Raw genomic sequence first — 25,921 nt, forward strand, 5'->3', positions numbered from 1 at the left:
CAGCAGGCTTTGCCGTCTCCGAAACCGGCAGCGAATTTGTCCTCTTCCTGGCGGGCCTGTCCGGCTCGCTCCCCAACAGGCAGTTCAATATGTTTATGTTCTGCCTGAATTTCTTCGGTTCTCAGTCTCCGGCTGACGTGGCCGTATTCGACGATATCACGGTCGTGAAAACAATGCGCCTTGTCCGCGTTATCCGCCGTCTGCGTGAGCTGCAGCGACTCGCTGCGAAAGGAGGGGAAAATGTCTGATGATCTGAATGATGAAATGGCCCAGGCCAGTACGGCTCTGTTCATCCAGCACGGCATTGATGCCATCCGGGCAAAGGTAAACTCTGCAACACCGTCAAAAGCCTTCTGCGAATGCTGCGGTGCGGCTATTCCGGTTGCCCGTCAGCTCGCGGTTCCGGGGGTGGATCTCTGTGCCGGTTGTCAGGAGGTTAAAGAGATGAAAAACCGTCACCGGGCTGACGGCGTCAGGGGGAAGCGCCATGCAGGATAATGCAAAAGTCACAGCCCGTATCCGGCGCCTGATGGCGCTGGGCACCCGCAACAGTAACCCCCATGAAGCTGCCCGTGCGGTGGCTCTGGCCCAGCGGCTGATGCAGCGTCACGGCCTGACGCCGGATATGCTTTCTCTCAGTGACATCACTGAGTCAGTCTGCCTCAGCCTGACCAGTGATGCGGATAAGGTGCCGGCCTGGCTGAGCTCGCTGGCAACCGTGGTCTGTATGGCCACGGGCTGCCGGTGCTGGTTTGGCTGGAATATTCATCTCAGTCCACAGGGCGTGAGCAGCGTGCGCCGGTCTCTGCACTTTTATGGCTTCAGCGAACGACCGGAGGTGGCGCTCTACATCTATACCGTTCTCCAGCGGCAGCTGCGTGTCGCTACAGACGCGCATATGGCCGGGTATCGCACGCGCCGCATTCTTCTGCGCACGCGCCGTCGCCGGGCAGACCAGTTCCGCGAGGGCTGGGTATCCGGCGTCTGGCAGGTATTGCAGTCCTTTTCACCCTCCGGGGAAGAGAACGCCGTACTGCAGCGCTGGCTGTCCCGGCGTCATGCCGGCGAGCCGCTGGCAGATATGACGGTCCGGTCTGCGGGAAAATGCCGGGGTGACAGAACGGCCCGGGTGGCCGGTTTTCTCGCCGGCCGGGATACAGAGCTTCACCATGGTCTCAGTGGTGAACAGGCTCCCCGACAGATTACGGCCGGAGGACATTCGCATGACTGACGTTCTGTTATGGAGTGCCTGCCTGTCAGGCTGGCTTTTCGATGTTCTGCTCGCCGCTGACCCGGTGATTTCAGGAGGTGGCCTGTGAGCCAGCATAATCTTTCTCAGGCCACCACGGCCATTCTGTCCTCACTGCTGATGGACATCAAAAACGGCAATATCCGTCGATGTGAATCACTGGGAATGTCAGTGGAAGAAATCCGTGCACTGAGTCAGGTCAGCCTTGATGAACTGCACTACCTCAGCCAGTCGCACGTTTCCGTGCTCGATGTCACCCTCAACCATGAAAACTTCTGGCTGATGCTGAATCAGGCCCGGAATGAGCAGAAGCGTTTCATGATGATTGACCGTGCGCTGGAACTCGGTGGCTCGATGGAGCTGATTGATCGGTACTTTGGTCTTTCTCCCTCAGAAGTCAGTGCACGTCGCCGCCTGATGGGGATTGAGTCGCGTCAGGGGCGTACGCAGTCTCTGACGGAGCCGCAGGATGCGGCGCTCTGGACAGAGTGGAAAGCGGCCGGGCTGTCATCACCTGATTCACATCAGGCACTGGAGGCGATGATGCTGGCGGCTGAACTGCACGGTCTGTCGCTGACGGCGGTGTGGAGTCGGGTCTGCCAGTGGTGCCGCGAGGCAACCCCGTCCCGTGCGCCCGACTCCCGGCAGCGTAAGGAGGCGTGATGGAAATGGTTGATTTTTCCCCACGCCAGCAGGTGTCACCGTCCGTACGCCGTCGCGCGCAGCGGCTGTTCCGGGCCGCATGCTGCGGACAGAAGGTGTTCCGCAGGCTGACCATGAACGGCTACCTCAAGATAGATGTGGGGCCGTGCTGGCGCATTCTCAGTAAAGATGGCGGCCGGCAGTGGTGGCTGATGGACCATGAGACCTACAACCGTGAAATACGCCGGTAACGGACTGCCGCTGATGACCACACAGTGCCGGGTTTACCCCGGCACTGTGCTGTCTCAGGCTGAAGAGGAGAGCATAAAATGACCATTCCTGCCGACAGTATTGTGGCGCACACGCTCGCCAGAATGCAGCAGAACCTTGAGCGGCGCACCGATAAGGGTGATGTCAGCCAGGAGCGCAGCGGACTGCTGTTTATGGGGAACGTGCATGACGCATTCCCGCGCAGGCTGTTTCTGGATACACGTCTTTCGCCGCTGGATAAAACCGCCTGGGTGATGATAAGGCTTTACGCCCAGCAGAATGAGGGAGCCATCTTCCCGACTTACGATGAGCTGCAGGTTCAGCTTGCATCCGCGCATTCAGAGAAGGCATCGAGGGACACTGTCAGCCGTGTCCTGCTGATGCTGCGCCTGACCGGCTGGCTCAGCCTGTGTAAGCGCGTGCGCGATGACCGTGGGCGTGTGCGGGGCAATATCTATGCACAGCATGATGAACCGCTGGGTTACCGGGACGCCGAAACTTTCGATCCGGGCTGGCTTAAGCTGCTTGAAGAGAGTTGCCTCAGCCGTAATAAAGCGGTCCGCATGACCGCGCTGGCCGTGGTGAACGATATCCTGCAGGACCCCGGAATGCGTCACCGTCACAGTCGCCTGTCCCTCATCGAAAGCCGCCTTTGCGCGCCGTCCACACCCAGGCAGATGGTCAGCCATCGCCGGGCAGTGAACCGGAGTCCGGAATCCGGACTCAGTCAAAAAAGTACCCAAAACACCCAGGAATCACTGAGTCCGGAAAACGGACTCAGTACCCCGTCAGCGGATAAAACACTGAGTCCGGAATCAGGACTCAGCCTGAAATCAACGGGTTACACCGGAGTCCGGAGTCCGGACTGTAACGTACGTTCTTTCACACAGAGTGTGAATAAAAAAACGTACGTACCGGGCGGGGAGCATTTTCTGCCTGACGATTTTGTGAACAAACTGAACAGCGAGGATCGGCAGATGCTGACCACGCAGATGGCCTCACTGCCTGAGACGGTGGCGAAAACGCTGGCTGACATGCTGCGTGAACAACTGCGGCTTGGCAGGCTCAACAACCCGGTAGGCTGGTTGTTCACGATGCTGCGGCGTGCCCGCAGCGGTGAGCTGAATCTGCCGGAAGCCCCGGCAACTGCCCGGACAACTGACACGCGTGCTGTACCGGATGCCACCCTGCCAGTTCAGCCTGCGAACCGCCCTTCACCTGACGCGGTCAGGGCGATGATTGCTGCCATACGTAACAAAGTCAGCCACTGAACATGAATGTCAGATATGTATTCAGACTATTTTCGGTTAATGATTCCGGCGATTTCGAATTTCTCAGACTGCTCAAAAAACGACCTTGTTGCGGGGCGCAACAAGGCTAAAAAATAAACACCCTGCTGTTGTGTAAGTGGTGACCGGCAAAACCTGCAACAGTAACCGGAACAGACAAAAAGAGTGAGTGGTTAAAAAATAGCCTTGTTGCGGGGCGCAACAAGGCTAAAAAATAAACATCCTGCTGTTGTGTAAGTGGTGACCGGCAAAACCTGCAACAGTAGCCGGAACAGACAAAAAGAGTGAGTGGTTAAAAAATAGCCTTGTTGCGGGGCGCAACAAGGCTAAAAAATATACACCCTGCTGTTGTGTAAGTGGTGACCGGCAAAACCTGCAACAGTAACAGGATCAGATAAAAAGAGTGGATGGTTAAAAAATAGCCTTGTTGCGGGACGCAACAAGATTAATAAACAATCAGATGTTAATTTCTTAATTGTCGTTATGAGTTTCACATTGTTGGTCATGCACGAGATTCAGGACTATGCCAGCTCTTCTTAACTGAATACAGGTGACGGCAACGATGGCAGATAAACAGGTAACAAGGACTGGTTCGCTCCAGTCAGAAATGACAATCGCGCTCCATACTAATTATGCAATTGGTTTGTGGCTGGGCCGCAGACGGGAGAAACAGGAGGGAGATGCTCCGGTTAAACACGGCATCATCGGGATGCCTCAGTTCTTCGTGCGCGCAACACTGATTAACCAGGACTCCCTGAATAATAATCCGTGGGCAGATGAAGCCATGTACCGTCTTGAGGAAAAGCTGAGATCTGCAACTGAGACGATGACCGGGCTTATTAAGAAACTGGATGAAGAGATGAGTATGCTTCCTGCAGGTATTACGCTGACAGAGATTACTTCGGTCGAACCACTCGATATTCATGTGTTTACTCGTACTCCTCTGGGATACCGGTGTGTGTTTTTGCTGGTCGGGTTTGACCAGTTTGCCAAGAAGGTGCTTCAGGCGTCACATTACGGGCTGATCACCCGTAATGGCCGGGATAATTATCTCAGTGAAGGTGGGAGACTTTTGCGTCAGATTTACGGGACGGTTCTTTCTTACCGCAGGGTGGATGCGACACGCCTGGACGCAGCAGAGAATAATGAAGTCTGGCAGAAGGCCTGTCAGGAGGCGGGTGAGCCCGATCGTGCTGTTCTGCTCGGAGAAAAACGTTCAGCATTTTCCCCTCCAGTTAATGAAGCGAGCGTGAACCTGCTGCGCCTGCGTTATCAGACAGTCTGAGTCGCCGGAGGCTGGTAATGCGGCTATATATCTGTGAAAAACCCTCGCAGGGGCGCGATCTGGCCGGGGTTCTCGGTGCCACCCGGCGCGGCGAGGGTTTTCTGGCGGGCAGCGGCGTCACCGTCACCTGGGCGGTGGGGCACCTGCTGGAAACTGCTCCGCCGGAGGCCTATGGCCAGCAGTACGGTAAACCCTGGTCGCTCTCTGCACTGCCCATTCTGCCGGCACCCTGGCAGGTCGTGGTCAAAAAAGAGACGCAGGATCAGTTTAAGGTTATCGAGCGGCTGCTGCGCCAGGTGGACGACGTGGTCATTGCCACTGATGCAGACCGCGAGGGCGAGGTCATTGCCCGTGAGTTGCTGGATTACTGCCGCTGGGAAGGTCCGGTGCAGCGGCTCTGGCTGTCTGCACTGGATGAACTCAGTATCCGCGCGGCGCTTCAGGACCTGCGTCCCGGTCAGGCCACGCTCGGGATGTATCACGCCGGACTGGGGCGTGCCCGGGCCGACTGGCTGATAGGCATGAACCTCTCCCGTCTTTACACCCTGCGCGCGGCGGAGGCCGGCTTCGATGGCGTGGTTTCTGTCGGTCGCGTGCAGACGCCGACGCTGGCGCTAGTTGTCCGCCGGGACCGGGAAATCGCAGCTTTTGTGCCGAAGCCGTTCTGGCAGGTTAATGCGCTCATTTCGGCCCGGGGGCTCACCTTTCCGGCGCAATGGGTGCCGGCGAAGGTGTATACCGACGAGGAAAAGCGCTGTATTCACCAGAATATCGCGCAGCAGGTGGCACAGTTATGCCGGCAGGCAGGTCACGCCGTGGTGACAGAATGTGACACAAAGCGTGAAAAAGACGCCGCACCACTGGCTTTTTCGCTGGGGTCGCTGCAGCAGGCCTGTGGCAGGCTGTGGGATATGTCACCCCAGCAGGTGCTCGATACCGCGCAGAGCCTGTATGAAAAGCACAAGGCCACCACCTACCCCCGCACCGACTGCGGTTACCTGCCTGAATCCATGCGGGAGGAGATTTCCGGTGTGCTCGATGCCATCGGCCGTACCGACCCGGAATGTGCGCCGGTGCTGGAGCGCCTCGACAGGGCATTTGTTTCGCGCATCTGGAACGACAAAAAAATCACGGCACACCACGGCATTATCCCCACGCGAAATGCGTTTCAGTTGTCCGCGCTGACGGAGACCGAGCGTAACGTCTATATGCTCATCCGCCGTAACTATCTGGCCCAGTTCCTGCCCCTGCATGAGTCTGATTTCACCCGGCTGCAGTTCGACATTGGCGGGCAGCTGTTCCGTGCCACCGGGCGAACGGAGGTGATAAAGGGCTGGAAGGTCCTGTTTGAGAAAGCCGGTGATGATGAGGTTCAGGATGATGACGGGGCTGGCGTTGCCCTGCCGCCGCTGGCGAAGAATGACCGCGTTACGGTCACCGGAGCCGAAGTCATTCAACAGATGACCCGCCCGCCGGCACACTATACGTTTGCCACGCTGATAGGGGCCATGATGAACGCTGCGGCATTTGTTACCGACGTTGCACTGCGTAAGGTACTGAAAGACAATGCGGGACTGGGCACCGAAGCCACCCGCGCCGGCATCGTAGAGCAGCTGCTGAACCGTCACTTTATCGTGCGTAAAGGCAGTAAAATCATGGCAACTGAACTGGGCGCCGATGTGATTGATGCCCTGCCGCCACAGCTGACCGAACCGGGCATGACGGCACTCTGGGAACAGGCACTGGATGAGGTCGCCGCCGGTCGTATGTCACTTGATGACTTCCTTCAGCGACAGGCAGGCTGGACGCGTAACCTGGTCAGCCAGGGGACACAGCAGCAGGTGCGTATCCGGATTCCGCCCACGCCCGCCTGCCCGCTCTGCGGGGGAAAAACCCGTCTGCGCAGGGGAGGGAAAGGGGAGTTCTGGAGCTGCCAGCGCTGGCCGGAATGCAAAGGTGTCATCAATATCGGGGGCACCAGAAAGAAACGACCGCGCAGGGCTAAGTCTCCTGAATCAAAGAAGAATTAATCCGCTGTCTCCGATTGCGGGGCGTTGTGGGCTCTGCTATTGTGACCCCGGCTCTGAAGCCGCACCCCGTGACTGCGGGTTTCGTCAGCATCTAATGCATGTGCTGCCGGAATACAGTCTGACCGGCCCTGTCCACACCTGAACGGGAGCCGGTAAGGCACGAAAACTCCGTGAAACCCGTGCCGGGCCCTTTCAGCCAGCGGAGCCACTGCGAAATGCAGATTAACCTCAGGTTGATGGTGCAGACCTCAGAAGGCGGTGCCGAAGGGTGCCGCTTTTTTTATTTTTGTGCACTGATGATTTTTTGCACGCTGCGGCGTTGACATCCGTGGCGTCTGAATGAATGATAAAGAGGCTAATCGTTGTCGTTCCGACAACTGCCAATGTTCCGGTGATTTGAGAGGAACGCCTTCGGGTAATCACATGCCAATGCCACATTAACCTGAGAGTGGCGCCTTCGGGTGGTTTAAACCTGTTTAACCTTTGCAAACAGGGACCTGATAACCAGGTTAAGGTCCATTTCACCAATACAGCCAGTCGGCAAACCTTGCTTGCTGACCTCCCTGCGGGAAACACTTCCCGTACGGGACAGATGTTTCTCCGCTACCTGTTCAGCTTTACTCCGGAGAAAACATCATGACTGCAACTGCTTCAACCCCCGCTTCATCTTCTGCATCAGCTTCCAGTCAGCAGAAAAAAGAGTATTTCAACCTCAACGTAAACGGTATTGGCTATCTGAGTTCGATCCGCCGTGTTCAGAGTGGTAATGGCGAATTCACCTGCGCTGTTATCAATGCCCTGACCGGTCCGACAGACAATGCGTCTTATACCCGTTTCGATGTCACCATCGCGGGTGCGGAGACCACCAAACTCATCAACCGCTGTCAGAAAGCCGTTGATGAAGAAGAAAAAGTGCTGATTGGCTTTGTGCTGAGCGGACTGAAAGCCGATGTGTTTACCCTGCAGACGGGTGATCACGCCGGTGAAAGCCGCCCTTCCCTGAAAGCCCGCCTGATTAAGGTCGAGTTTATCAAGAAAGGCCAGGACGTCGTTTATCAGGCACCCAACGCTTCCCAGACGCCGGAATCCGGTTCATCGGCTCAGAAAGAGTACGATCCGAATTCATTCTAAGCGTCACGGACACACCACCGGAACACATCCCGGTGGGTGTGTTCCTCTCAACTTAATCTTCTAAGAGGAAATCATTATGTCCGCACGCGGCGTCAACAAAGTCATCCTGGTCGGTCATCTCGGACAGGACCCTGAAGTTCGTTACCTGCCAAATGGCAATGCAGTGGCCGGTTTAAGTCTGGCCACTTCGGAAACCTGGCGTGATAAACAAACTGGGGAAATGAAAGAGAATACCGAATGGCATCGTGTCGTGCTGTTTGGCAAGCTGGCTGAGGTTGCCGGTGAATACCTGCGTAAGGGTTCACAGGTGTATATCGAAGGTCAGTTGCGCACCCGCAAATGGACGGATAACAGCGGTACCGATCGCTGGACAGCCGAGATTGTTGTCGGGGTTAACGGAACAATGCAGATGCTGGGCGGTGGTCGCAATAACAGCACCAATACCAGTGGAAACGGAAACAACGCGCAGTCAGGTCAGCAGGGTGGCTGGGGTCAACCTCAGCAACCTCAGACACAGTCCGCGCCACGAAATCCGGCGAATGAGCCACCGATGGATTTTGACGATGACATACCGTTCTGAATGATACGGGTATGACATCCGCCGAAAAGCCATTTACGCAATTTCATAACGGATTCATATTATTTTACCCTCTCCAATGCGCCAGTTTGACTGGCGCTTTTTTATTCAGGATAATTCGTGCAGAAGTGAGGTGCTTTTTCGATGCCGGTTATACTCAGACTTAATGGATTTAAGTTTTTCTTTTATTCGAACGAGGGGAATCCCCTCGAACCTGCTCATATTCATGTCCGAAATGCCGATGGTGAGGCGAAGTTCTGGCTTGAGGATGCGGTAACGCTGAGTCGTAACGATGGTTTTGATGCCCGTACTCTCAGAGCGTTGACTAAGATGGTTGAAGATAACCAGCGTTTTTTTGTGGAGGCCTGGAATGAGTATTTCAGCTAAAAATGTGAAGTTTGACGAGACTACGATGTGGGTTGAGTTAAGCGATGAGCGGGTCCTGGGTGTTCCCCTGGCCTGGTTTCCACGCCTGCTGAATGCCTCCGCACAACAGCTCAATGATTACGAATTGAGCAAAAGAGGCATTCACTGGGATGAGCTTGACGAGGATATTTCCGTTGAGGGTTTACTGGCCGGGCGTGGTGACATCAGTCATTTGCCAGGCCGGGTAGCGTAATCTCCCATACAGCCATGCTTCATTATTCTGTTTGTTAATCTGACTAAAGCGCCGAACAGGCGCTTTTTTTTCACCATTTTGCAGAAGTAGTTTCGTATTGTCCGATGGCCCGTTAACCGGGGAATATCCGCTTTGTACTTTTTCATCAAATGGATATATCACCGGAGCCCCTATGAAATTCATGAAGCATTTCCCGCTTATCTTCCTGGTCCCTGCCTTGCTGATGGCGGGCTGTAGTCAAAGTGCGCAGCAGGCACCAACACAGGTCACGCTATTAAATTCTGCCAGTGAAATTCCGCAAGGAACCATCAGCCTGAGCACCACGCTTATCCGTGTGAAGAAAAAACACGCTATTGCCTGGAAGGATGTTTTACCGGAGTGGAACCCTGCCAAAATGGTTTTTATCTTTCAGGGGGATGCACCTGCTGTTCATGACCGTATAGCAGCCAGAAGTGATGTCAGTATTGAATACGCAAGCACGGGAACAACCAACAATGGTGATCCGATGCCCATATCTGTGCATCGTAACTCCGACACGAATGACGGCGGGACTCTGGTCAACAAAGGCCTCGACCTTACACTAATTCCCTGGTACCAAAACGTGAATGGTCCCATTAATCTCAGGTTTTCTTTAAATATCCAGGATGAACGGGGCAGTTTTCAGGCAAGTCAGCTTATGAGCCTGCAACAGGGGAAAAGCCTCCTGATTTCCCGCATTATTGATGAGAATACGCAGGAGGTGCTAATCGTAACTCCCCGGATTGATCCTCAGGGGCTTCCGGGATAGCCTTACGCAGCTCTGTCAGCGGCGGTTTGCCCGACGCTTTTTTTCTATATAGCCGCTTTAAAAAAGGTATTGCCCATGAACGTATCGATAAAACAGGTCCGGATTGCCGATGCCATGCTGTGGGTTGAACTGAATGATAGCCGTGTACTGGGAACGCCGTTGACCCGCTTTCCGCGATTGTTGCAGGCAGGTGAACATGAACGGCAGCAATTCGAAATATTCAGGGATGGCGTCCGGTGGAAAGCGTCCGGAGAGGAGATATTCCTGACGGACCTGTTTTCTTTGTCACTGGCCTCTGATGACACGAATGTGTCTGAGGTACAGGCGGGAGCTGCGTCCGCCGGACGCTAATAATTGAGCACACCGAAACGCAGGTAGCCTGTGACGACGCCCCCGGAGCTGGCAGGAACCTGTTCCGGAGGTGTGTCAGCAAGGGGATCAGGTTTCAAGTGTTTTGATTGCGAGCTCCATTGCTTTCAATGTCATTTTACTTCTTTCTCCGGAGTCGCTGATCATAGCGGTCCTCAGAGCGTCAGCAATAACAATATGTTTAGGTTCGATATCAAGATCGTGAAATATCATCACCATATCGCCGATAACCCTGCACATTTCGTCATAGAGTTCATCTGCAGTTATCTGTGGTTCCATAATTCCCCCATTGATTAATGCCGTTAAAAAGCGTCACTCATCATATCGCCTCCGGCAGTCACGTCAGTGACATCAGTTCCGGTCCCGCCTTGCGTCTCTGCCCTTTTCTTCATCCCCGAAAAATAGTTTCGTGTTGTCCGGAATGCTGTCGCCGCCAGAATATCCGGGTTGTTTCGGACTAATCCTGGGGTGAACCTGATGGTAAAACTACAAAAGCGAGCGGGTGAGCATTACCGGCTTGCGGGGGTGGCCCTCTGCTTAATTGCAGCGGGTTGCACAGACAGCTCCCGCACGGAGCCTTTAAGCAGACTGCAGGGGGCACCCCGTGTTCAGGATGTTTATCAGAATACTTCTCCTGAAGTCGTTCGTTACGATCGCTATACGCTCGCAAGTACCCGACCTGCAGATGCCCAGCGTGATCCGTTAAATCAAATCATTGAAATTCGCATGCCCCAGCAGGTCGTCAGAACGGTGGGCGAAGGGTTGCGTTACCTGCTGCTGGAATCAGGTTATTCCCTGTGTAACGGGGATGCCACCGTTTTTGCTGAGCTGTTCAGTAAACCCCTTCCTGCCGTTCAGCGTTCGGTGGGGCCGGTTCGTCTGACTGAAGCACTGCAGGTACTGGCCGGACCCGCCTGGCGGTTGCATGTGGATGATGTGAACCGTGAAGTCTGTTTTGCTCTGCGTGATCAGTACCGCCATTTTGCACCAACTGCGTCAGTGTCGGTCCCGGGCAGTTCACTCAGTCAGGGGGCAGCCCCGAATTCAGGTTCACTGTTGAGTCCGGGTCTGAAACCCGCGGCCACCGGAAACAACAGCTTCCCGCTGCCTCCGGCACGCCCGGAAGGTCCTGGCGCACCAGGCACCATATCCTCTGTTACCCAGGCTGCATCGTCAGGGACCCCGAAAGTACCCCGCAACCCGTTTTCCGCCGGCGCATCTGCCGGGCCGTCACCGACCCCGGCGCAGAAAACACAGGCTGGTATCGTATCTCAGTCTGCATCCGGCAAGATCAAACCGTCAACAGCGCTGGCACCGGCGCCGGCAGTCTTGTCCGTTCCTGTCACTCCACTAAACACCGCGGCTCTGGGCGTAGCGCCAGTCAGTGCCCCGAAAGCGGACCGTACTGTTCAGGGGAAAAACCTGTCTTCAGCGACACCGCCTGCTTTTATTCCGGGAGCCCCGCTTTCATCGTTACCTGACGGTCAGGTATGGACCGCGAAGGCCGGGACTACGTTAAAAGAGACCCTGACGCAGTGGGCCTCCTCCGTCCACTGCGAAAGTGGCAGCAGCCCGACCTGGGTGGTCATCTGGCCCACGCCAGTGAATTACCGCATCGATGCGCCATTCACCCTTCGGGGGAATTTCGAATCAATGATCGTGCAGTTGTTTGATCTGTATCGCAAGGCAGAGAAACCGCTTTATGCCGGACCAAATCGTCTCCAGTGCCTGGTGTACGTCGACGACAAGCCGATTCAGGACGGGCAATAAGATGGGGTACGCCATAGTGGCCATCGCCATGCTGATGATGTTGGTGACCGACAGCATCACGTCAGTGGATGTCTCCGCGCAGCAGACCCAGCGTGATACGGCAGCGGCCACGCTGCTCGCTGACGATATCCTGCGCACGGCAAGCATGGTTAACGACTGGCGCTACAGCCACAGCCTCCCCGAAGGCGGGCTCACCCTTTCACAGTTCGGCTTCTCACCGGCACCGGATAGCCGCATTCGTGCCGCGATCGGTGGTGGACGCCTCTGGATATGGACAGCTGAACTGCCCGGATTGCGGTCTGCACTTAATCGTCAGTCCTCTGGCTCTGCGCTGATCCTTTCCGTGACCGGTGGGCATCTGCTGATGGCGGATGGCGCTGATATGAATCTCTCCTTACCGGCCGGGGTGTCGGAAGGCAATCTCGTTTATCTCAACTGAAGGAAGGCCGGATGACATCCTTACTGCCCCGTTTACGCACTGCTGCGCTGGCGATTTCGCTTGTTCTGCTCTCCGGTTGTGCATTTCAGGACATTAATAAAATCGGTAAGCAGGCGCGCGCGGACGGTGATACTGCGGCACGGCTTATGGACAGCAAAACGGCCCGTCCTCCGCAACTGGTGACCTGGACCGATAAACCGTGGGTTAACCTGACGCCAATCGGGTTCTCAGCCGCCGTCTCCGATGACCGGAATGTGCCTGACTGCCACATTCTTATCAATAATCCTGAAGGGGTGACGCTTCCGGATCTGGCACAGCGTATTACCACGGTCTGTGGTATCAGGGTGTCGTTCACGCCGGATGCCCTGGCGTCATTGTCGACGGGCAGTTCTGGTTCAGCGGCAACCCGGCAGGTTTCCGGCACCCTGCCGGCACCAGATGATAATGGCCGCGTCTCGCTGGACGCGATCAACGGGCAGAACGGTAACACCCAGCCCCTCGTGAACGCCAGTGCCGGTCTGATGGTGGGCATCAAATGGGATGCGCAACTGAGGGGACTGCTGGATGTGGCAGAAAGCCGGTACGGGCTTTCCTGGCGCATGGAAAACGGCGGTATTCTTTTCTACCGCTTTGATACCCGCATGTACCAGCTGTCGTTTATGAACACCAAAATCGACAGCTCAGCGTCGATCAATTCCGGGTCAGGCGCGCAGCTGGGCAGCGAGGGCTCTTCCAGCTCCGGTGAAGTCAGCACCGAGCAAAAAACGGCCTACGGTCTCAGCAGCGAAATCTTTGACGATATCCGCAAAACTATTGCGCAAATCCTGACGCCGAACGTCGGGCGGTTCTTTCTGTCCTCTTCCAGCGGTACGCTGACGGTCACCGACACGCCGGAAGTGCATAACCGGGTGGCGAGCTTTGTTGAATATGAAAACAAAATTCTCAACCGCCAGGTACAGCTGAATTTCCAGATCCTGACCGTCACGCAGTCGGTTAACCATGAACTGGGTATTGACCTTGATCTGGTCACTAATTCCCTTCGCAACTACGGCATCAACATCAAGGGCACCTTCAACGGCGCCACGACCGGTGCGGGGGCGATGGGAGTCTCGGTGCTGGATACCGCGACCGGAAGGGCGGGGAAGTTTGCCGGAAGCAATCTGATTGTCAAGGCGCTGTCTGAACAGGGCGATGTCAGCGTGGTCACCCGCCAGAGCCGTCTGACCACAAATTTCACGCCGGTACCGTACCAGCTGTCAAACCAGCAGGGAATGATCACCAGTACCGCCTCGACGGCGACGGCCAATGTCGGGGTGACCTCGACAATGACCACAACGACCCTCACGACGGGGCTGTTTATGACGGCGGTGCCTTCGATTCAGGATAACGGCGACGTGCAGATGCAGTTTGCCTTCAGCTATGACACTCCGCCCAAAATTGAGTCGTTCTACAGCGCTGACGGTAACACCCGTAACGATACAGCGGCCTATTCCAAAGAGGCGATTACCCAGAAATTCAACATGCGTACCGGCGAAACCATCATGGTCACCGGTGCCGATCAGGTCTCTAACTCTGCCAGTAAACAGGGGATGGGATCGGCAGATTTCTTCGGTTTAGGCGGCGGGCGAAGCGGCAACAGCAAGCGTACCACCCTGGTCATTCTTATCACACCGGTACTGATGCCATGATTTTCAGGAAAAGCAGAAAACTGTCAGCACAGGGGGAGCGCACTGCGGGTGTACTGGTTCTCAGTGGTCGCACTGGCTGGGTTGCGGGTATGCACTGGACGCAGGCCGGTGCAACTGGCCTGATGGCCCGGCTGCGTCTGCAGGACACCCACCGGGTAACCAGCGGTACCGGCACCGCCCGGGTGACGGGGCTGGTCAGCCCCGGGAAAGTCCGTCGCGGGGTGAAACTGTATTCACTGGCTTCGGTATTCCAGAGCGCCATCGGCGGCAGCAGCCATGGTCTGTACCGTCTTGACGATGGCAGTAACCAGTGGGTGTTTCTGGCAACGGTCCGTGACCAGCTTACAGTGATGGCGGACGTGACCGGTACGCTTCAGGAAGTGTGCATGGCCCGCAGCCATTTTCTGACGTTTAACGACCCCGGGGAGGAAGGCTGGAACTGCGTCGCGGATCATCAACAGAATATCAGCTGGAAAACCCTGGTTGAGGGACTCCCGGCCCGGACTCTGGCCCGCGCCCGTCTGAAAGAAACCTCCCTGCGCCGACCCGTTGTCGTGACGATCCTTGTCGTGGCCATGGTGGCTGCCGGGCTCTGGATACAGAATGAGAATGCGTCGTCTCAGGCTACCCGGGACGCGGCGATTAAAGCGAGCCGGCAGGTTGTCCGCGCCATCAGGCCTGAAGCGGCGGTAAAACCTGAGAAACTTCCCGGCCCCTGGGCGACCCGGTTCACGGTGCCGGCATTTATCGTGCAGTGCTGGGAAACCCGCAGCGTGACGCGGGCGTCCATCACGGGATGGCGCCTGTCGGTGGGGGAATGTGATGAGCAGCAGCAGGGGCTGCACCTGCATTACGAAACGACTCCGGGCAGCACGCTGGAAAACTTTGACAGCCGGGTTATTCAACTCTACGGGCATCCGGCAACGTTCGATTTTGTGGACGGCGGCAAAAACGGAAATGTGTTTATTCATTTTGCCTTTCCTGATGCGACGTCACTGCAGGATGAGCCGCTGCGTCCGGCCAATGAACTACTGAAAGGCTTCATCTCCCACATGCAGCGTAAAAACGTCCCGGTGCAGCTCAGTGAAGTGAAGCAGCCTGACGCGCTGCCCGGCACGAAAAGCGAACAGCCGAAAACCGACTGGCAGGAATACACCTTCACCCTTTCAACCGGGCTGATGCCCGAACTGCTGCTTGAGGGGATGGACGCCAGGGGCGTTCGTCTCAGTTCCATCTCTTATACCGTAAGCCCCCAGGGGCTTTATCACTACACCCTGCGCGGGAGCCTGTATGCAAAAAAATAATGCGATTCGCTGGCTGTTGCCATGCGCGCTGACCCTGCTGGCCCTGACGGGCCATGCCTGTGCTGATGAGCCTGTGACCGTCAGGCAGGTCATCCCTGACAACGTGACCAGCGGTGAGCTTGAGCTGGCCCAGGCGCGCAATATGGTGCTTGAACAGCAGGTTCAGACGGCACGCCTGAAGCAACAACTGCGTCAGGCCGAATCCTCCACTGAGCTGAACGTCGGCACGGAAGGTATCCCTGCCGGATATCCCCGGACATCCACTGTGGTTGCGCCTCAGGTTCAGACGGGCGATACCCCCTCTTTCAGTCGTATGCCGGTTCGTGCCCGTCTGCGTGAAATTTACGGTAAACCCGGCGATCTCCGGGCGCGCGTCAGCCTGCCGGACGGGGGCGTGACGGAAGTTAAAAGAGGGGATGCCATACCGGGCATGAAGGGGACGGTGACGTCAGTCACTGCTGAGGCCGTTCGCCTCAGCGACGGAAGCAGCCTGACTTTCTGAGGATACCGCGATGAACGCATATGCAGACATTGAGGAGTTTGTGCTGGTCGAGGAGTCAGCCGGACAGGTTTCTCTGGTCATCGATAAAAACCGCCGCACCGATGTGCGTATCCAGCGGTGGGTGATGGATCAGACCCGGCTCTTTCCTTATGCGAAGCCGGAGTTTGTCTCGCTCGGCGATCTGAAGGCCCGGCGTGAAACGTTCCGGCTTACGCAGACGGCGCTGCGGGTCAGCGCCGCGTTCGACAGTGACTGGAGTGACGTGCAGAAGCGTATGGTGAGGTATTTTGCGCTGGCCCAGTTGCTGGGCTCGTCGGACATCCACATTACCATTATGCGCAGTATTGGCCTGGCGCGCATTGAAATGCGTATCCATGGCGAGCTGGAGGTGATCGACGAGCTGACGAGCGATGAGGGAGATTCCCTCGTGCAGACGCTGTTCAGGTCCATGTGTGATATCCGCATTCCTCCCGCCTTCAACGACAGCGATATGCAGGCCGGACGCGTGGACGCTAAATTCGTGCGCGCAGCGGGACTGTTCGGTGCCCGCTACCAGCATATGACCACAGCTGACGGGATTTACGTTGTGCTGCGCACCATTGTGGATGACAGCGACAGGGTGCCGACGCTTGAGCAGCAGGGGTTTCTGCCTGAGCAGATTGCGCTTGCTAAACACATCCTCCGTTTTCCCAACGGGCTGGTTCTGCTCACCGGCCCCACTGGTTCCGGTAAAAGCACCACCCTGCGTATTTTCAGCAATATGTGGCTGGAGCGTACCCGGCACCGTAAACGTCTGCTGACCGTGGAAAACCCGGTGGAAGGGCGTATCGCCGGCGCAGTCCAGACACCCGTCATTAATGGTGACTGGGACAAGAGCAATGCTGCGGTGGTGCGCTCTGACCCGGATGCGATCCTGCTGGGGGAGATGCAGGAGATAAACGCGCTCATTGCGGCTATCCATGCCGCACATGCCGGTCATCTGGTCCTCGATACGCTGCACAGCAACAGCGCTGCCGGCGCGCTACCCCGCATGGAGGTGATGGGCGCTGACCGGCGGCTGATCGCGGATGCGGAACTGGTGAGAGGTCTGGTGAGCCAGCGCCTCGTGCCAACCCTCTGCCCTCACTGCAGCCTGACCTGGGCGCAAATGGCACCGCAGTTACCGGCGGAAACACGCGCCTATCTGGAAAAATACTGTACCGAGCCCGGGGTATGCGCCCCTCAGAACCTGCGCTTTCACAACCCGGAAGGGTGTGAGCACTGCCGAAAAACCCTTGAGCTGACCGGACGTGTGATAAGCCGCGGGGTAACCGGCCGGACCGCCATCGTCGAGATTATCCCCCCAGATGCCCGCTTTATGTCGCACTGGCTTTCCGGGGGCACTGCGGCGGCCCGCCAGTACTGGCTCAATAAAGGCGGCATCAGCCGTCGCACCCATCTGCTGATCCGGCTGAATGAAGGGCTGGTCGACCCGCTGATGGGGGATGTCGAAGTCCCCCTTGATGAAGATGAACTGCTTGCCATGGAGGTGTCCGGTGTCTGATAACCCTTTTCGCCCGTCACGGCCGATGAATCTTTTTCAGCGCGCCCGCTATCATTTTTTACGTCACTCCTTCTCAGGCAAGCGCCGTAAGCCGTTTTATGAGGTGTTACGTTTCCTGCTGGAGAACGACAGGGCCGATGCTGAAGCCTTCCGCATGATCGGCGACGTGTATACCGATTTTGGCCGGCACTGGCATCCTTATTCGGAGCTGGTCGAAGACTGCCTGCAGGCGCTCCGGGACAACCGTCCAGGGCAGCAGCTTCAGGACGTGCTGGCGCGCTGGCTGCCGGCAGAAGAGGCCGCACTTCTGGGGGCCGGCCGTACAGGGAAAACCCTGTCGGTTGCCCTGGCGCAGTCAGAGCGGCTCATTGATGTGCGGGGGCGCATTCTGGAGCAGGTGATTTTTGCCGCCACCTACCCGGCACTGTTTGTGGTGTTTTTCGGCATCATGATGGTGATCAACAGCGTAAAAATTGTCCCTACGCTAAGTCAGATGTCCGATCCGGCGAGCTGGTCCGGCGCGCTGGGGGTGATGAACAGCATGGCAGAGTTTACAAATCAGTGGGGACTGGCGTGTGGGGCCACCTTCACCGTTCTCCTGACCATTGTCTTCTGGTCACTTCCCCGCTGGACCGGGCGGCTGCGCCAGTTTGCCGACCGGTTTATGCCCTGGTCCCTCTATTCGGATTTGCAGGGGGCGGTATTTCTCATGAACGTCGCCGCCCTGCTTGAGACCGGACTCCCGGAAATTGACGTGCTGAAGACCCTGCGTAAAACGGCGTCGCTCTGGCTGTGTGAACGCCTTGACGCGACGATTGACGGCATTAACCGGGGTAACGCGCTTGGACGGGCGCTGCGTAACAGTGGCTTTGACTTCCCCAGCCGTCAGTCAGCCAACTATCTCTCCCTGCTGGGCAAAGGCGAGGGGGCTGCCGTTCTCATCAGTCGCTACGCTGACCGCGCGCTTGATGACATCACTGCTCGCGTCAAGCGGCGTGCGAATACCGCCCGCGGTCTGTCCCTGCTTCTCATTTTACTTTTCTTTGGTCTGATGGGCTCTATGGCCTTCGAGATCCAGGAAATGTCCCGTATGCCAGTGCATTAATCAAAAGGAAATTTATATGAATCAGTTATTAACCGTGTTACGTAACCGGATGCGAGGGCGTTCAGGGTTCCATCCCGACAGCGGGTGGGGAACAGCAGACCAGGGGGGCTCCGGTGTCATCGGTGTTCTTGGCGTCGTGTTTGTTGCGGGGCTTATCTGGGGGCTCTGGAGGTTGTTTAACGGTGGCTCAGAGACAACGAACATCTCCGACATTGCCACCAAAACAAAAGGTTACATGGGGGGACGGAGCGGTTACGACTTTACCAGCGGCACCACCATGACCGGTAATTTTATCCAGCGTGGACTGGCCCCGGGTAACATGCGCGTGGTGGGCGATCCGGATTCCGGTACGGCCACGCTGTGGAATGCCTGGGGCGGGCAGGTGGTGCTGGCTCCTGAATCAAGTGGTGCGGGAATAAACACCGGTTTCTCCATTACCACCAACAAAGTCCCCCTGAAAGACTGCATTTCGCTGGCGCAACAGTTCGGCAATGGCAGCATTTTCAGTGAGATTGAGATTAACAGTACCCAGCATGCTGACGGGACCGTCACCTCGGAAGAGGCAGGTAAGGAGTGCACCAATAACAGCGGCAGTGCCGGGACGAATACCCTGAAATTCCAGGTGAATGGGTAAGGTATGTGGCGTCTGCTTTTCCTGCTGTTGCTCCCTTTTCCCTTCTGCGTCAGGGCATTCTGCTTTGACGCTGCGGGACAAAAGTACCATGTCGATCCGCTGTTGATTGAAGCAATAGCGATGGGGGAAAGCGGCAAGCGGCCCGGTATTACGCATGATAACCGCAACCCGGAAACCGGGAAGATCGTGAGTACGGACTACGGGCTGATGCAGATTAATTCGACACATATTCCGGGGCTGATCCGGAAGGGCTATATCCGCAGCCCGCAGGATTTGCTCACGCGTCCCTGCCTGAATGTGCAGATTGGGACCTGGATACTGGCCGGCCATTTTCAGGTCTGCGGGATTTCCTGGAACTGCCTGGGTTCCTATAACGCGGGCTTTCGCAGGGACCGGCATGAAACCCGGGAAGCCTATGCCAACCGGATTTACCGGATATATGTCCGGCTGCTCCGGGATAGAAGGGGGATTGTATTGTGAGTCCTGCCGTGACAGCACCTCTGCTGTTTGTATTGCTGCTGTGGCTGGCCAGGGACGGGGTGCGTGCTGAGCTGGTGAGACTGACGGGGGAGGATGGCTCCGCTTCTCCGCTGACGGAGACACTCTGGATTGTCTTCCATGCGTGGGTGATGTCGCTGTACTGGCTTGCTGAAGCCGGATTATGGCCAACCTGCTGTGCGTTGCTGTTCTGCGTCTTTGTGTTTCGTCTTACGCTCACCGACCAGCTGACGGGGTATCTGCCGCGCGAGATGACCGTCAGTTTTCTGGTAGCGGGCCTGCTTGTGGCAGTGGCTGAGGGCACTCTGCTCCGTCATGCCGGTGCGGCCCTTGTACTCTGGAGCCTCATGATGGCGTGGCGACAGGCCGGACATTACCTGGCGGGGCATGAGACGCTGGGTATGGGGGATGTCTGGCTGGCCGGGGCGCTGGGGGCCTGGCTGGGGCTGTTGCCTGCGTTGTACGTCACGGCCGCAGGGACCGGTGGTTTTTTTCTCTGGCTGATGTTGTCCCGTCGTGCCGGGGGGCCTGTGGGCCCCTGGCTTGGATACAGCGCGCTGGGCGCGATGCTGGTCCTGCTTTATCAACCTGTAACCGAAGTAATGTGGTGAGCCATGACTCCAGAAACTGAAATACCGGCACCCCGCCACGATCGTGGCTGGGCCATTGCATCGACCGGCGCGGCCCTTGTTATCCTGATAAGCGTCGTTATCTGGGGGGCACAGCGATGGGATGAATATTTTGCCCGTCAGGACTGGCAGGTGAGTGCCCGGCAGGTCACGCGCTTTACCCAGGCCGTCCGGGCCTATACGGGTAAGTTCTACGATACGCTCCTGAATTCGGCGACAACGACACAACCCGTCATTATTACCGCGGATATGCTGAAAAATACCGGCTTTCTCGAACCCGGGTTCAGTGAAACTATTTCATCCGGGCAGACGCTGCGTGCGGCGCTGGTCCGAAATACCACTAATACCGATCAACTGCAGGGGCTGGTTGTCAGTCAGGGAGGCTCACCGCTCCCCTATATGGGCGTCCGGGATATCTCGGTGTCGATAAATGCAGGGCTGGGGGCCTATCTCTGGGACAGTAATACGACCGTGACGGGGGCGAATAAGAGCTGGACCGTTCCGCTGTCGGCATTTGGTATCACCTCCGCGACCGGACATGTGGCGACGTTGCTCACGACGGATGCCCTGAACGAGGCCCGCCAGGACTCCGATCGCCTGTACCGTTTCGCTGTAACGGGTAAACCCGACCTGAACCGGATGCATACCAGTATCGATATGGGCGGGAATAATCTTAATAACGCGGCAGCGGTGAACGGGCAGACCGGGAATTTCAGCGGGGATGTTACGGCCGGTGGCAATGTTTCTGCCGGGGGGAATATGGCGGCTGGCGGTAATGTCACCGCTAATGGTGGAGTGACCGCCAGTAATGATATTCGCAGTAATAACGGCTGGCTTATCACCAGGGGCAATAAGGGCTGGCTCAATGAAACATACCAGGGCGGATTTTACATGTCCGACAACGACTGGGTACGGGCAGTTAATAACAAAAATATTTATACCGCAGGGCAGGTCCGCGGGGGGAGCGTGCGGGCAGACGGAAATATGTCCGCTGGAGGGCTTCTGTATCAGGATCAGATCAACACGATAGGTTCAGACTGCACTATTATTGGCGCTCTTAGCCATGATTCAAGCGGCGCGTCACTTTCCTGTCAGGACCTGAAGTGGAAGAAAAATGCATCTGGTGTTCCGGGATATTATTGTCGGCGGACATCTTTTGATAAGGGACGTTCAGATGACTACGTTGGGTATACTCCCAGAACCGATGATAATTGTCCTGTGATTTACCCAGGTCAGTCTCCGCAGGGATATTGTAGCTGTATCAAAGTTATCCTTGATTATTAACTATAGCTTATTTCACTCTTGACAAAACAATAGAGCGACATAACACAAATCTTTGTTTGTTGATTTTTAATTTGTCCTGGTTATGTCCGAAATAACAGGACATGTAGTAATTTAACTGTTTGTATATATTCAATTTTTATATTCTGGTTTCAATGATGAAAACGACTTACTCTGACAATAGTGAGAACAGGTGTGACGAGAATGATTTTTCCAGCCAGCTGAACTTTCTTAAGGAATGTCTGCGACTTGAAGTTATTAATCGCTCCGGAAATAAGGAGTTTAGCTGGCTGAAGGTATTCCACCGCGTATTAACGAATCCGGGGAGACGATTTTATTTCTGGTGGCGTATAGCTTCTTTTTTGCACAGAACCAAAAAAGCGAGGCTGAAAAGGTATAGCCGTAAGATCAACAGCCGGTTGCGCAGTAAATATTCAATCGATATTGCACTGGATGCTGAAATAGGTCCTGGAATGAAAATCAATCATGGCTATGGCATTGTTATCAGGCCAGAGTGTGTCATCGGGAAGCGATTAAATATCCGACATGGTGTAACGATTGGTCGTAAGTCAAATGGTGATACGGAAGGGAAAACTGTCATTGGCGATTATGTGGATATAGGCGCCAGCACATGTATCATTGGCGATGTGACCATCGGACATAATGTGGTGATTGGCGCTGGATCATTTGTTAATAAAAACATTCCTGACAATGTTATTGTCTGCAACCCCCGACCTCTGAGTATAAGGGAAAGACCAGATAGCTAATCTCTTCAGCTAAGGGTGCTGGCGTTATTTATCGTCATCAAAAGACATCCCCGATTACGAAAACAGAAATCTTCATAACCGGCTGAAGAGTTAATCATCGTTATTCGCCGCGTGTTTTTGCACCTTATGGCCGTTCTGCTGTGCAGCCATAAGGAATCCCAGTATGTCACTCAGTCATGCCTCGCCCGACGAGCTGCTCCCGGAAACGCCTGAACCTCAGGAAACACCCCGGGAGGCTTTGCCCGATGCGGCGGGGGGCCCGCGTCAGCGGTTCCCTTTTAACGTCCGAAAACTTCTCCGTACCGGCGGCATCGTTTTTCTCACCCTGAGCCTTGCCGGTTCTCTTGCCGCGCTGGTCGTGATGGGGAACGCGATGTCAGCGCTGACCATCCGCGTCAACACCCTCGATGCTGCGTTTCGCAGTGGTCAGATAGGTCAGCTCACTTCAAACGTCTCTGAGATGGAAGCGCGCCTGAAAACACTCGAACAGCAGGCGGCCACGCTTGCCTCACTGCCTGCTGCCATGCAGTCGGTCGGTGAGCAGCAGAGCGCTCTGAAGATATCCGTCAGGCAGCTTCAGGAGGCCGGCAACAGCAGTAATCAGGCGGTGACTGAGATGCAGACGCGTATCAGTGCACTTGAGCACGAAGTACAGCAGTCTTCTGCCTCGCTGGGCGAGATTACCCGACAACTGGCGCAGAAACCTGCAGAGCCTGCAAAGCCCCGGACTGCTACCGGGACGGTTAAACCCCGGGCGGTGATCACAACAAAAAAGAGTAACCGGTCAGCTAGGCGCGTGGTGACGCTGGCTGCACCGTTTGTGCTGACCGGCATTGAACGCCGTGGCGGTCAGACCTTCGCCATTGTTATTCCCCGTGGTGCCTCGCAGATATCCGCCATGCGCCTGCTCTCACCGGGGGATGCCATGCTGGGCTGGCGGCTGCAGTCGACAGAGGGGGAGCATGCGGCCCTCTTTGTCGTGAATGGCATCGAGCACCGGCTGCTGGTTGAATAAACGGAGAACCACCCGTGATGAAAAAGAAATTCCTGGCTTCACTCTTACTGACACCGCTTCTGACCTGTGCGGCCACTGTTCAGACCCCGTCAGCACAAAGTACGGCGTCTGAACAGCAGACATCTTCCACCGCCTGGCTGAGTTCGCAGCAGCAGGCACAACAGTGGGGGTTGTCCGACAGTGACTGGAGCCGTTATCAGATGCTGATGAAGGGGGAGCGCGGCATTATGTCACCGGGCCTTGACCCGCTGACGGCGCTGGGTGTGGAGACCGATAACAGCGCCGAGCGCCGTCGTCTGGCTGAACTCTGGGTCCGCCATGAATACCAGCGCAGCGAGAAGGAACTGGCCTTCCAGCGTGAAATCAATGCCGCCTGGCTGCGCCTGTATCCCGAGACGCTTGCCGTCAATATGGGCAGCAATGCGGCGGGCATTGCGCACGACACGCAGGGACGTCTGGCCCTGTTTGTAAAGGATAACTGCTCCCGCTGCGATGCGCGTCTTGCTGCCGTACTGGCCGATGACCGCCCGGTCGATATTTATCTGGTCGGCGGGAACAGCGATGAAGCCATCCGCACCTGGGCCATCCGTCACAACATCCCGGTGGAAAAAGTCCGCAACCGTCAGATAACACTCAACCACGACGGTGGTCTGTGGCTGCGTTACGGGCAGGGCCAGATGCCGGTCATTCTGCAGCAGGGGGAAAACGGATGGCAACTCGCCGCGTTCTGATGCTGGTTGCCGGGCTGCTGTTCGCGGCTGCGGCGTCCGGCACCACAAACCTGCAGGTTATTCCTGATGCGTACCGGCAGATTGCTGCCGCAGAACGGGTACCAGCCGAGTCGCTGTATTCGCTGGCGATGGCTGAAAGTACCCGCAAAACCGAATGGGGCGCGAAGCCGTGGCCCTGGACGATTAACGTGGCGGGGAAGGGATACCACTATGAGACGCGCGATGCGGCGTTCACGGCGCTACTCGGTTTTATGCAGCGCTGGCCGCTGAAGAACATTGATGTCGGTGTGGCACAGGTGAACCTGGGCTGGAACGGACATTTCTTTCCCACCTACCGGGACGCGTTTGACCCGTATACCAACCTTCGCGCGGCGGCGCGTATCCTGCGCGCCTGCTATGACGCCCGGCCCGGCAGCTGGCTGCAGGCGGCCGGCTGTTACCACCATCCTGCAGGCGGGCGTCATGCTGCGGTCTATATGGCCATTGTTCGCCGCAAGCTGAGCCAGATAGACGTTGCTGATATTTCAGCCCGTCCTGAACAGGCCGTCTCCCTTGCCCGGAATTCTCTTACCTGGATTGAACCTCAATGAAAAAGAAACGCTTTAACGTGCTGTCAGCCACGTTGATTCCTGTCTTTCTGGTTGCCTCTTTCAGCGCATATGCCGCGCTCACGGTAGCGGGAGACCTGGGCGGGGAGTCCACTGCGCCGTTTTTTGATGCGATCAACGCCGCTCCCGGTAACGCGGTGGAGGGTGCCACACTTCCTCCTCCTCCGGCGTCCCTGTCCATTTCCGATATGTTGCCGGTCAGCACGCCGGAAATGTCTCCGGGGGCTGTTGCCGCCCGTCCGCTGGATCTGCCGGCTATGCCGCCGGTGTTTGTGCTGGGCGACGATCCTCTCTCCCGCCAGTGGCTTCAGCAGCGTGCCCAGGAGCTGAGCCGGATTCAGGCAACCGGCCTGGTTATCAGCGTGAAGGATGAAAGCGGACTTACCGCACTGCGTCAGATGGCTCCCGGGGTGGCGATGGTGCCTGTCCGCGGCGGCGATCTGTCGCGCCGGCTTGCCCTCGAACATTATCCGGCGCTCATCACCGCCACGGGTATTTCACAATGATGCCGGCTTCACTCATCGCTGAGCTGCTGAGCCAGCATCGCTGGATGTTTACGCTGGTTCTGGCCTGCGTGGTGCTGCTGACCCTGATGGGTCGCATCCGGCACACCGCCAGTCAGCGTCGCCACCGTCGCTATCAGAAACAGGCCGCGCGGGCGCTGAGCAGGCTGCCACAGCTGCGCGATGAGGCTGCCCGCATAACCTGGCTGCGAAAAATGAACCCGTATGTGTTCGAGGAGATGCTGCTGACGGCACTTTCCCGGCAGGGGCTGCGCATACAGCGTAACCCCCGTTACAGCGGTGATAACGGTGCAGACGGTCAGGTCTGGATCAACGGTCATCGCTGGCTGATTCAGGCCAAACGGTACAGCGCCACCATCAGCGCCGCCCATGTTTCTGCATTCGGACAGCTGACAGAGCAGGAGGGCTGTCCTGGCCTGTTTGTGCATACCGGCCGTACCGGCGAGGTGAGCCGGGAAGCCTTTCGTCACTACAGCAGCATCACCCTTATCAGCGGACAGCGACTGCTCTGGCTGCTGTCCGGTGACCGGCGCTGGATGAACACACTGACCAGACCGTCACACAGCTCCCTCATCCCACAAAGTCAACGTAAAGAACCGGCACCATCTCCCGTCATCCGTGATTAAGAAGGAACA

31 protein-coding genes and 1 pseudogene are annotated in these 25,921 nt (G+C 56.6%); 31 read left to right on the top strand and 1 reads right to left on the bottom strand.

All coding sequences use genetic code 11. The features are described from left to right. The 14 genes and pseudogenes from CWM66_RS27045 to CWM66_RS27115 form a co-directional block, all read left to right on the top strand. A pseudogene (locus CWM66_RS27045) lies at nucleotides 1-248 on the top strand (hypothetical protein); the annotation flags it as partial. Beyond that, nucleotides 241-498, top strand: a complete 258-nt coding sequence (locus CWM66_RS27050; protein ID WP_071921503.1) for a TraR/DksA C4-type zinc finger protein — start codon at nucleotides 241-243, stop codon at nucleotides 496-498. The pseudogene CWM66_RS27045 and the gene CWM66_RS27050, both read left to right, overlap by 8 nt. Further along, nucleotides 488-1,231: a DUF2786 domain-containing protein gene (locus CWM66_RS27055; protein WP_107147687.1), complete on the top strand. Its 744-nt coding sequence runs from the start codon at nucleotides 488-490 to the stop codon at nucleotides 1,229-1,231. Before CWM66_RS27050 ends, CWM66_RS27055 begins: the two co-directional genes overlap by 11 nt. Nucleotides 1,232-1,315: 84 nt before the next feature. After that, entirely contained in the window at nucleotides 1,316-1,912 is a 597-nt protein-coding gene (locus CWM66_RS27060) for a DUF2857 domain-containing protein (protein ID WP_107147688.1), read from the top strand. Next, nucleotides 1,912-2,142: a hypothetical protein gene (locus tag CWM66_RS27065; RefSeq protein ID WP_107147689.1), complete on the top strand. Its 231-nt coding sequence runs from the start codon at nucleotides 1,912-1,914 to the stop codon at nucleotides 2,140-2,142. Before CWM66_RS27060 ends, CWM66_RS27065 begins: the two co-directional genes overlap by 1 nt. Nucleotides 2,143-2,220: 78 nt before the next feature. Beyond that, entirely contained in the window at nucleotides 2,221-3,432 is a 1,212-nt protein-coding gene (locus CWM66_RS27070; RefSeq protein WP_107147690.1) for an STY4528 family pathogenicity island replication protein, read from the top strand. 580 nt (nucleotides 3,433-4,012) lie between these two features. After that, a complete protein-coding gene (locus tag CWM66_RS27075) occupies nucleotides 4,013-4,735 on the top strand; it encodes a PFL_4669 family integrating conjugative element protein (RefSeq protein WP_107147691.1) in 723 nt (240 codons plus the stop codon). A 17-nt stretch (nucleotides 4,736-4,752) separates the two neighbouring features. Continuing rightward, a complete protein-coding gene (locus tag CWM66_RS27080; protein ID WP_107147692.1) occupies nucleotides 4,753-6,765 on the top strand; it encodes a DNA topoisomerase III in 2,013 nt (670 codons plus the stop codon). A gap of 636 nt (nucleotides 6,766-7,401) precedes the next feature. Further along, on the top strand, nucleotides 7,402-7,896 hold the full coding sequence (locus CWM66_RS27090; RefSeq protein ID WP_107147694.1) for an STY4534 family ICE replication protein: 495 nt from the start codon (nucleotides 7,402-7,404) through the stop codon (nucleotides 7,894-7,896). Nucleotides 7,897-7,972: 76 nt separating this feature from the next. Beyond that, the gene (locus tag CWM66_RS27095) at nucleotides 7,973-8,476 is read left to right on the top strand and encodes a single-stranded DNA-binding protein (protein ID WP_107147695.1); all 504 of its coding nucleotides are present in this window, start codon (nucleotides 7,973-7,975) and stop codon (nucleotides 8,474-8,476) included. A 141-nt stretch (nucleotides 8,477-8,617) separates the two neighbouring features. Next, complete coding sequence (locus tag CWM66_RS27100) at nucleotides 8,618-8,860, top strand: DUF4160 domain-containing protein (RefSeq protein WP_071921493.1); 243 nt, start codon at nucleotides 8,618-8,620, stop codon at nucleotides 8,858-8,860. Then, nucleotides 8,844-9,092 carry a DUF2442 domain-containing protein gene (locus CWM66_RS27105; RefSeq protein ID WP_071921492.1) on the top strand — a complete coding sequence of 83 codons (249 nt, stop codon included), beginning with the start codon at nucleotides 8,844-8,846 and terminating at the stop codon, nucleotides 9,090-9,092. Before CWM66_RS27100 ends, CWM66_RS27105 begins: the two co-directional genes overlap by 17 nt. A 172-nt stretch (nucleotides 9,093-9,264) precedes the next feature. Next, nucleotides 9,265-9,879, top strand: a complete 615-nt coding sequence (locus tag CWM66_RS27110; RefSeq protein ID WP_107147696.1) for a hypothetical protein — start codon at nucleotides 9,265-9,267, stop codon at nucleotides 9,877-9,879. Nucleotides 9,880-9,954: 75 nt separating this feature from the next. Next, nucleotides 9,955-10,230 (top strand): DUF2442 domain-containing protein, encoded by a 276-nt coding sequence (locus CWM66_RS27115; RefSeq protein ID WP_071921490.1) that lies wholly within the window; start codon nucleotides 9,955-9,957, stop codon nucleotides 10,228-10,230. A gap of 87 nt (nucleotides 10,231-10,317) precedes the next feature. On the opposite strand, the gene CWM66_RS27120 is transcribed toward CWM66_RS27115, so the two are convergent. Next, complete coding sequence (locus tag CWM66_RS27120) at nucleotides 10,318-10,527, bottom strand: DUF2767 family protein (protein ID WP_107147697.1); 210 nt, start codon at nucleotides 10,525-10,527, stop codon at nucleotides 10,318-10,320. Between the two features lie 198 nt (nucleotides 10,528-10,725). On the opposite strand from CWM66_RS27120, the gene CWM66_RS27125 reads away from it, so the two are divergent. The 17 genes from CWM66_RS27125 (at nucleotide 10,726) to CWM66_RS27205 (ending at nucleotide 25,912) form a co-directional block, all read left to right on the top strand. Continuing rightward, a complete protein-coding gene (locus CWM66_RS27125; protein WP_107147698.1) occupies nucleotides 10,726-12,018 on the top strand; it encodes a TcpQ domain-containing protein in 1,293 nt (430 codons plus the stop codon). Between the two features lies 1 nt (nucleotide 12,019). Beyond that, nucleotides 12,020-12,457: a type IV pilus biogenesis protein PilM gene (gene pilM / locus CWM66_RS27130; RefSeq protein ID WP_107147699.1), complete on the top strand. Its 438-nt coding sequence runs from the start codon at nucleotides 12,020-12,022 to the stop codon at nucleotides 12,455-12,457. A gap of 11 nt (nucleotides 12,458-12,468) precedes the next feature. Further along, complete coding sequence (locus tag CWM66_RS27135) at nucleotides 12,469-14,145, top strand: PilN family type IVB pilus formation outer membrane protein (RefSeq protein WP_107147700.1); 1,677 nt, start codon at nucleotides 12,469-12,471, stop codon at nucleotides 14,143-14,145. Next, entirely contained in the window at nucleotides 14,142-15,449 is a 1,308-nt protein-coding gene (pilO2, locus tag CWM66_RS27140) for a type 4b pilus protein PilO2 (protein ID WP_107147701.1), read from the top strand. Before CWM66_RS27135 ends, pilO2 begins: the two co-directional genes overlap by 4 nt. Then, nucleotides 15,436-15,951, top strand: a complete 516-nt coding sequence (pilP, locus tag CWM66_RS27145) for a type IV pilus biogenesis protein PilP (RefSeq protein ID WP_107147702.1) — start codon at nucleotides 15,436-15,438, stop codon at nucleotides 15,949-15,951. The genes pilO2 and pilP overlap by 14 nt, the downstream gene beginning before the upstream one ends. Nucleotides 15,952-15,961: 10 nt before the next feature. After that, entirely contained in the window at nucleotides 15,962-17,494 is a 1,533-nt protein-coding gene (locus CWM66_RS27150) for a GspE/PulE family protein (RefSeq protein WP_107147703.1), read from the top strand. After that, nucleotides 17,487-18,599, top strand: a complete 1,113-nt coding sequence (locus tag CWM66_RS27155) for a type II secretion system F family protein (RefSeq protein WP_227121943.1) — start codon at nucleotides 17,487-17,489, stop codon at nucleotides 18,597-18,599. Before CWM66_RS27150 ends, CWM66_RS27155 begins: the two co-directional genes overlap by 8 nt. Before the next feature lie 16 nt (nucleotides 18,600-18,615). Further along, on the top strand, nucleotides 18,616-19,233 hold the full coding sequence (locus tag CWM66_RS27160; protein ID WP_107147704.1) for a type 4 pilus major pilin: 618 nt from the start codon (nucleotides 18,616-18,618) through the stop codon (nucleotides 19,231-19,233). 3 nt (nucleotides 19,234-19,236) lie between these two features. After that, nucleotides 19,237-19,713, top strand: coding sequence for a lytic transglycosylase domain-containing protein (locus CWM66_RS27165; RefSeq protein ID WP_107147705.1), 477 nt, complete (start codon nucleotides 19,237-19,239; stop codon nucleotides 19,711-19,713). Then, the gene (locus CWM66_RS27170) at nucleotides 19,710-20,342 is read left to right on the top strand and encodes an A24 family peptidase (RefSeq protein WP_071921482.1); all 633 of its coding nucleotides are present in this window, start codon (nucleotides 19,710-19,712) and stop codon (nucleotides 20,340-20,342) included. The genes CWM66_RS27165 and CWM66_RS27170 overlap by 4 nt, the downstream gene beginning before the upstream one ends. Nucleotides 20,343-20,345: 3 nt before the next feature. Further along, nucleotides 20,346-21,644 (top strand): shufflon system plasmid conjugative transfer pilus tip adhesin PilV, encoded by a 1,299-nt coding sequence (pilV, locus tag CWM66_RS27175; protein ID WP_071921481.1) that lies wholly within the window; start codon nucleotides 20,346-20,348, stop codon nucleotides 21,642-21,644. Between the two features lie 152 nt (nucleotides 21,645-21,796). After that, nucleotides 21,797-22,408: a serine O-acetyltransferase gene (locus tag CWM66_RS27180; RefSeq protein WP_233218437.1), complete on the top strand. Its 612-nt coding sequence runs from the start codon at nucleotides 21,797-21,799 to the stop codon at nucleotides 22,406-22,408. Nucleotides 22,409-22,571: 163 nt separating this feature from the next. Further along, nucleotides 22,572-23,423, top strand: a complete 852-nt coding sequence (locus tag CWM66_RS27185; protein WP_107147707.1) for a plasmid transfer protein — start codon at nucleotides 22,572-22,574, stop codon at nucleotides 23,421-23,423. Between the two features lie 17 nt (nucleotides 23,424-23,440). Then, nucleotides 23,441-24,154 carry a TIGR03759 family integrating conjugative element protein gene (locus CWM66_RS27190; protein ID WP_107147708.1) on the top strand — a complete coding sequence of 238 codons (714 nt, stop codon included), beginning with the start codon at nucleotides 23,441-23,443 and terminating at the stop codon, nucleotides 24,152-24,154. Next, nucleotides 24,133-24,744, top strand: coding sequence for a transglycosylase SLT domain-containing protein (locus CWM66_RS27195; protein ID WP_107147709.1), 612 nt, complete (start codon nucleotides 24,133-24,135; stop codon nucleotides 24,742-24,744). Before CWM66_RS27190 ends, CWM66_RS27195 begins: the two co-directional genes overlap by 22 nt. Beyond that, on the top strand, nucleotides 24,741-25,268 hold the full coding sequence (locus CWM66_RS27200; protein WP_071921476.1) for an integrating conjugative element protein: 528 nt from the start codon (nucleotides 24,741-24,743) through the stop codon (nucleotides 25,266-25,268). The genes CWM66_RS27195 and CWM66_RS27200 overlap by 4 nt, the downstream gene beginning before the upstream one ends. Further along, entirely contained in the window at nucleotides 25,268-25,912 is a 645-nt protein-coding gene (locus CWM66_RS27205) for a restriction endonuclease (RefSeq protein WP_107147729.1), read from the top strand. The genes CWM66_RS27200 and CWM66_RS27205 overlap by 1 nt, the downstream gene beginning before the upstream one ends. The last annotated feature ends 9 nt before the right edge of the window (nucleotides 25,913-25,921 follow it).

Origin of the sequence: Kosakonia sp. H7A, assembly GCF_003028445.1 — a bacterium.
GTDB lineage: Bacteria > Pseudomonadota > Gammaproteobacteria > Enterobacterales > Enterobacteriaceae > Kosakonia > Kosakonia radicincitans.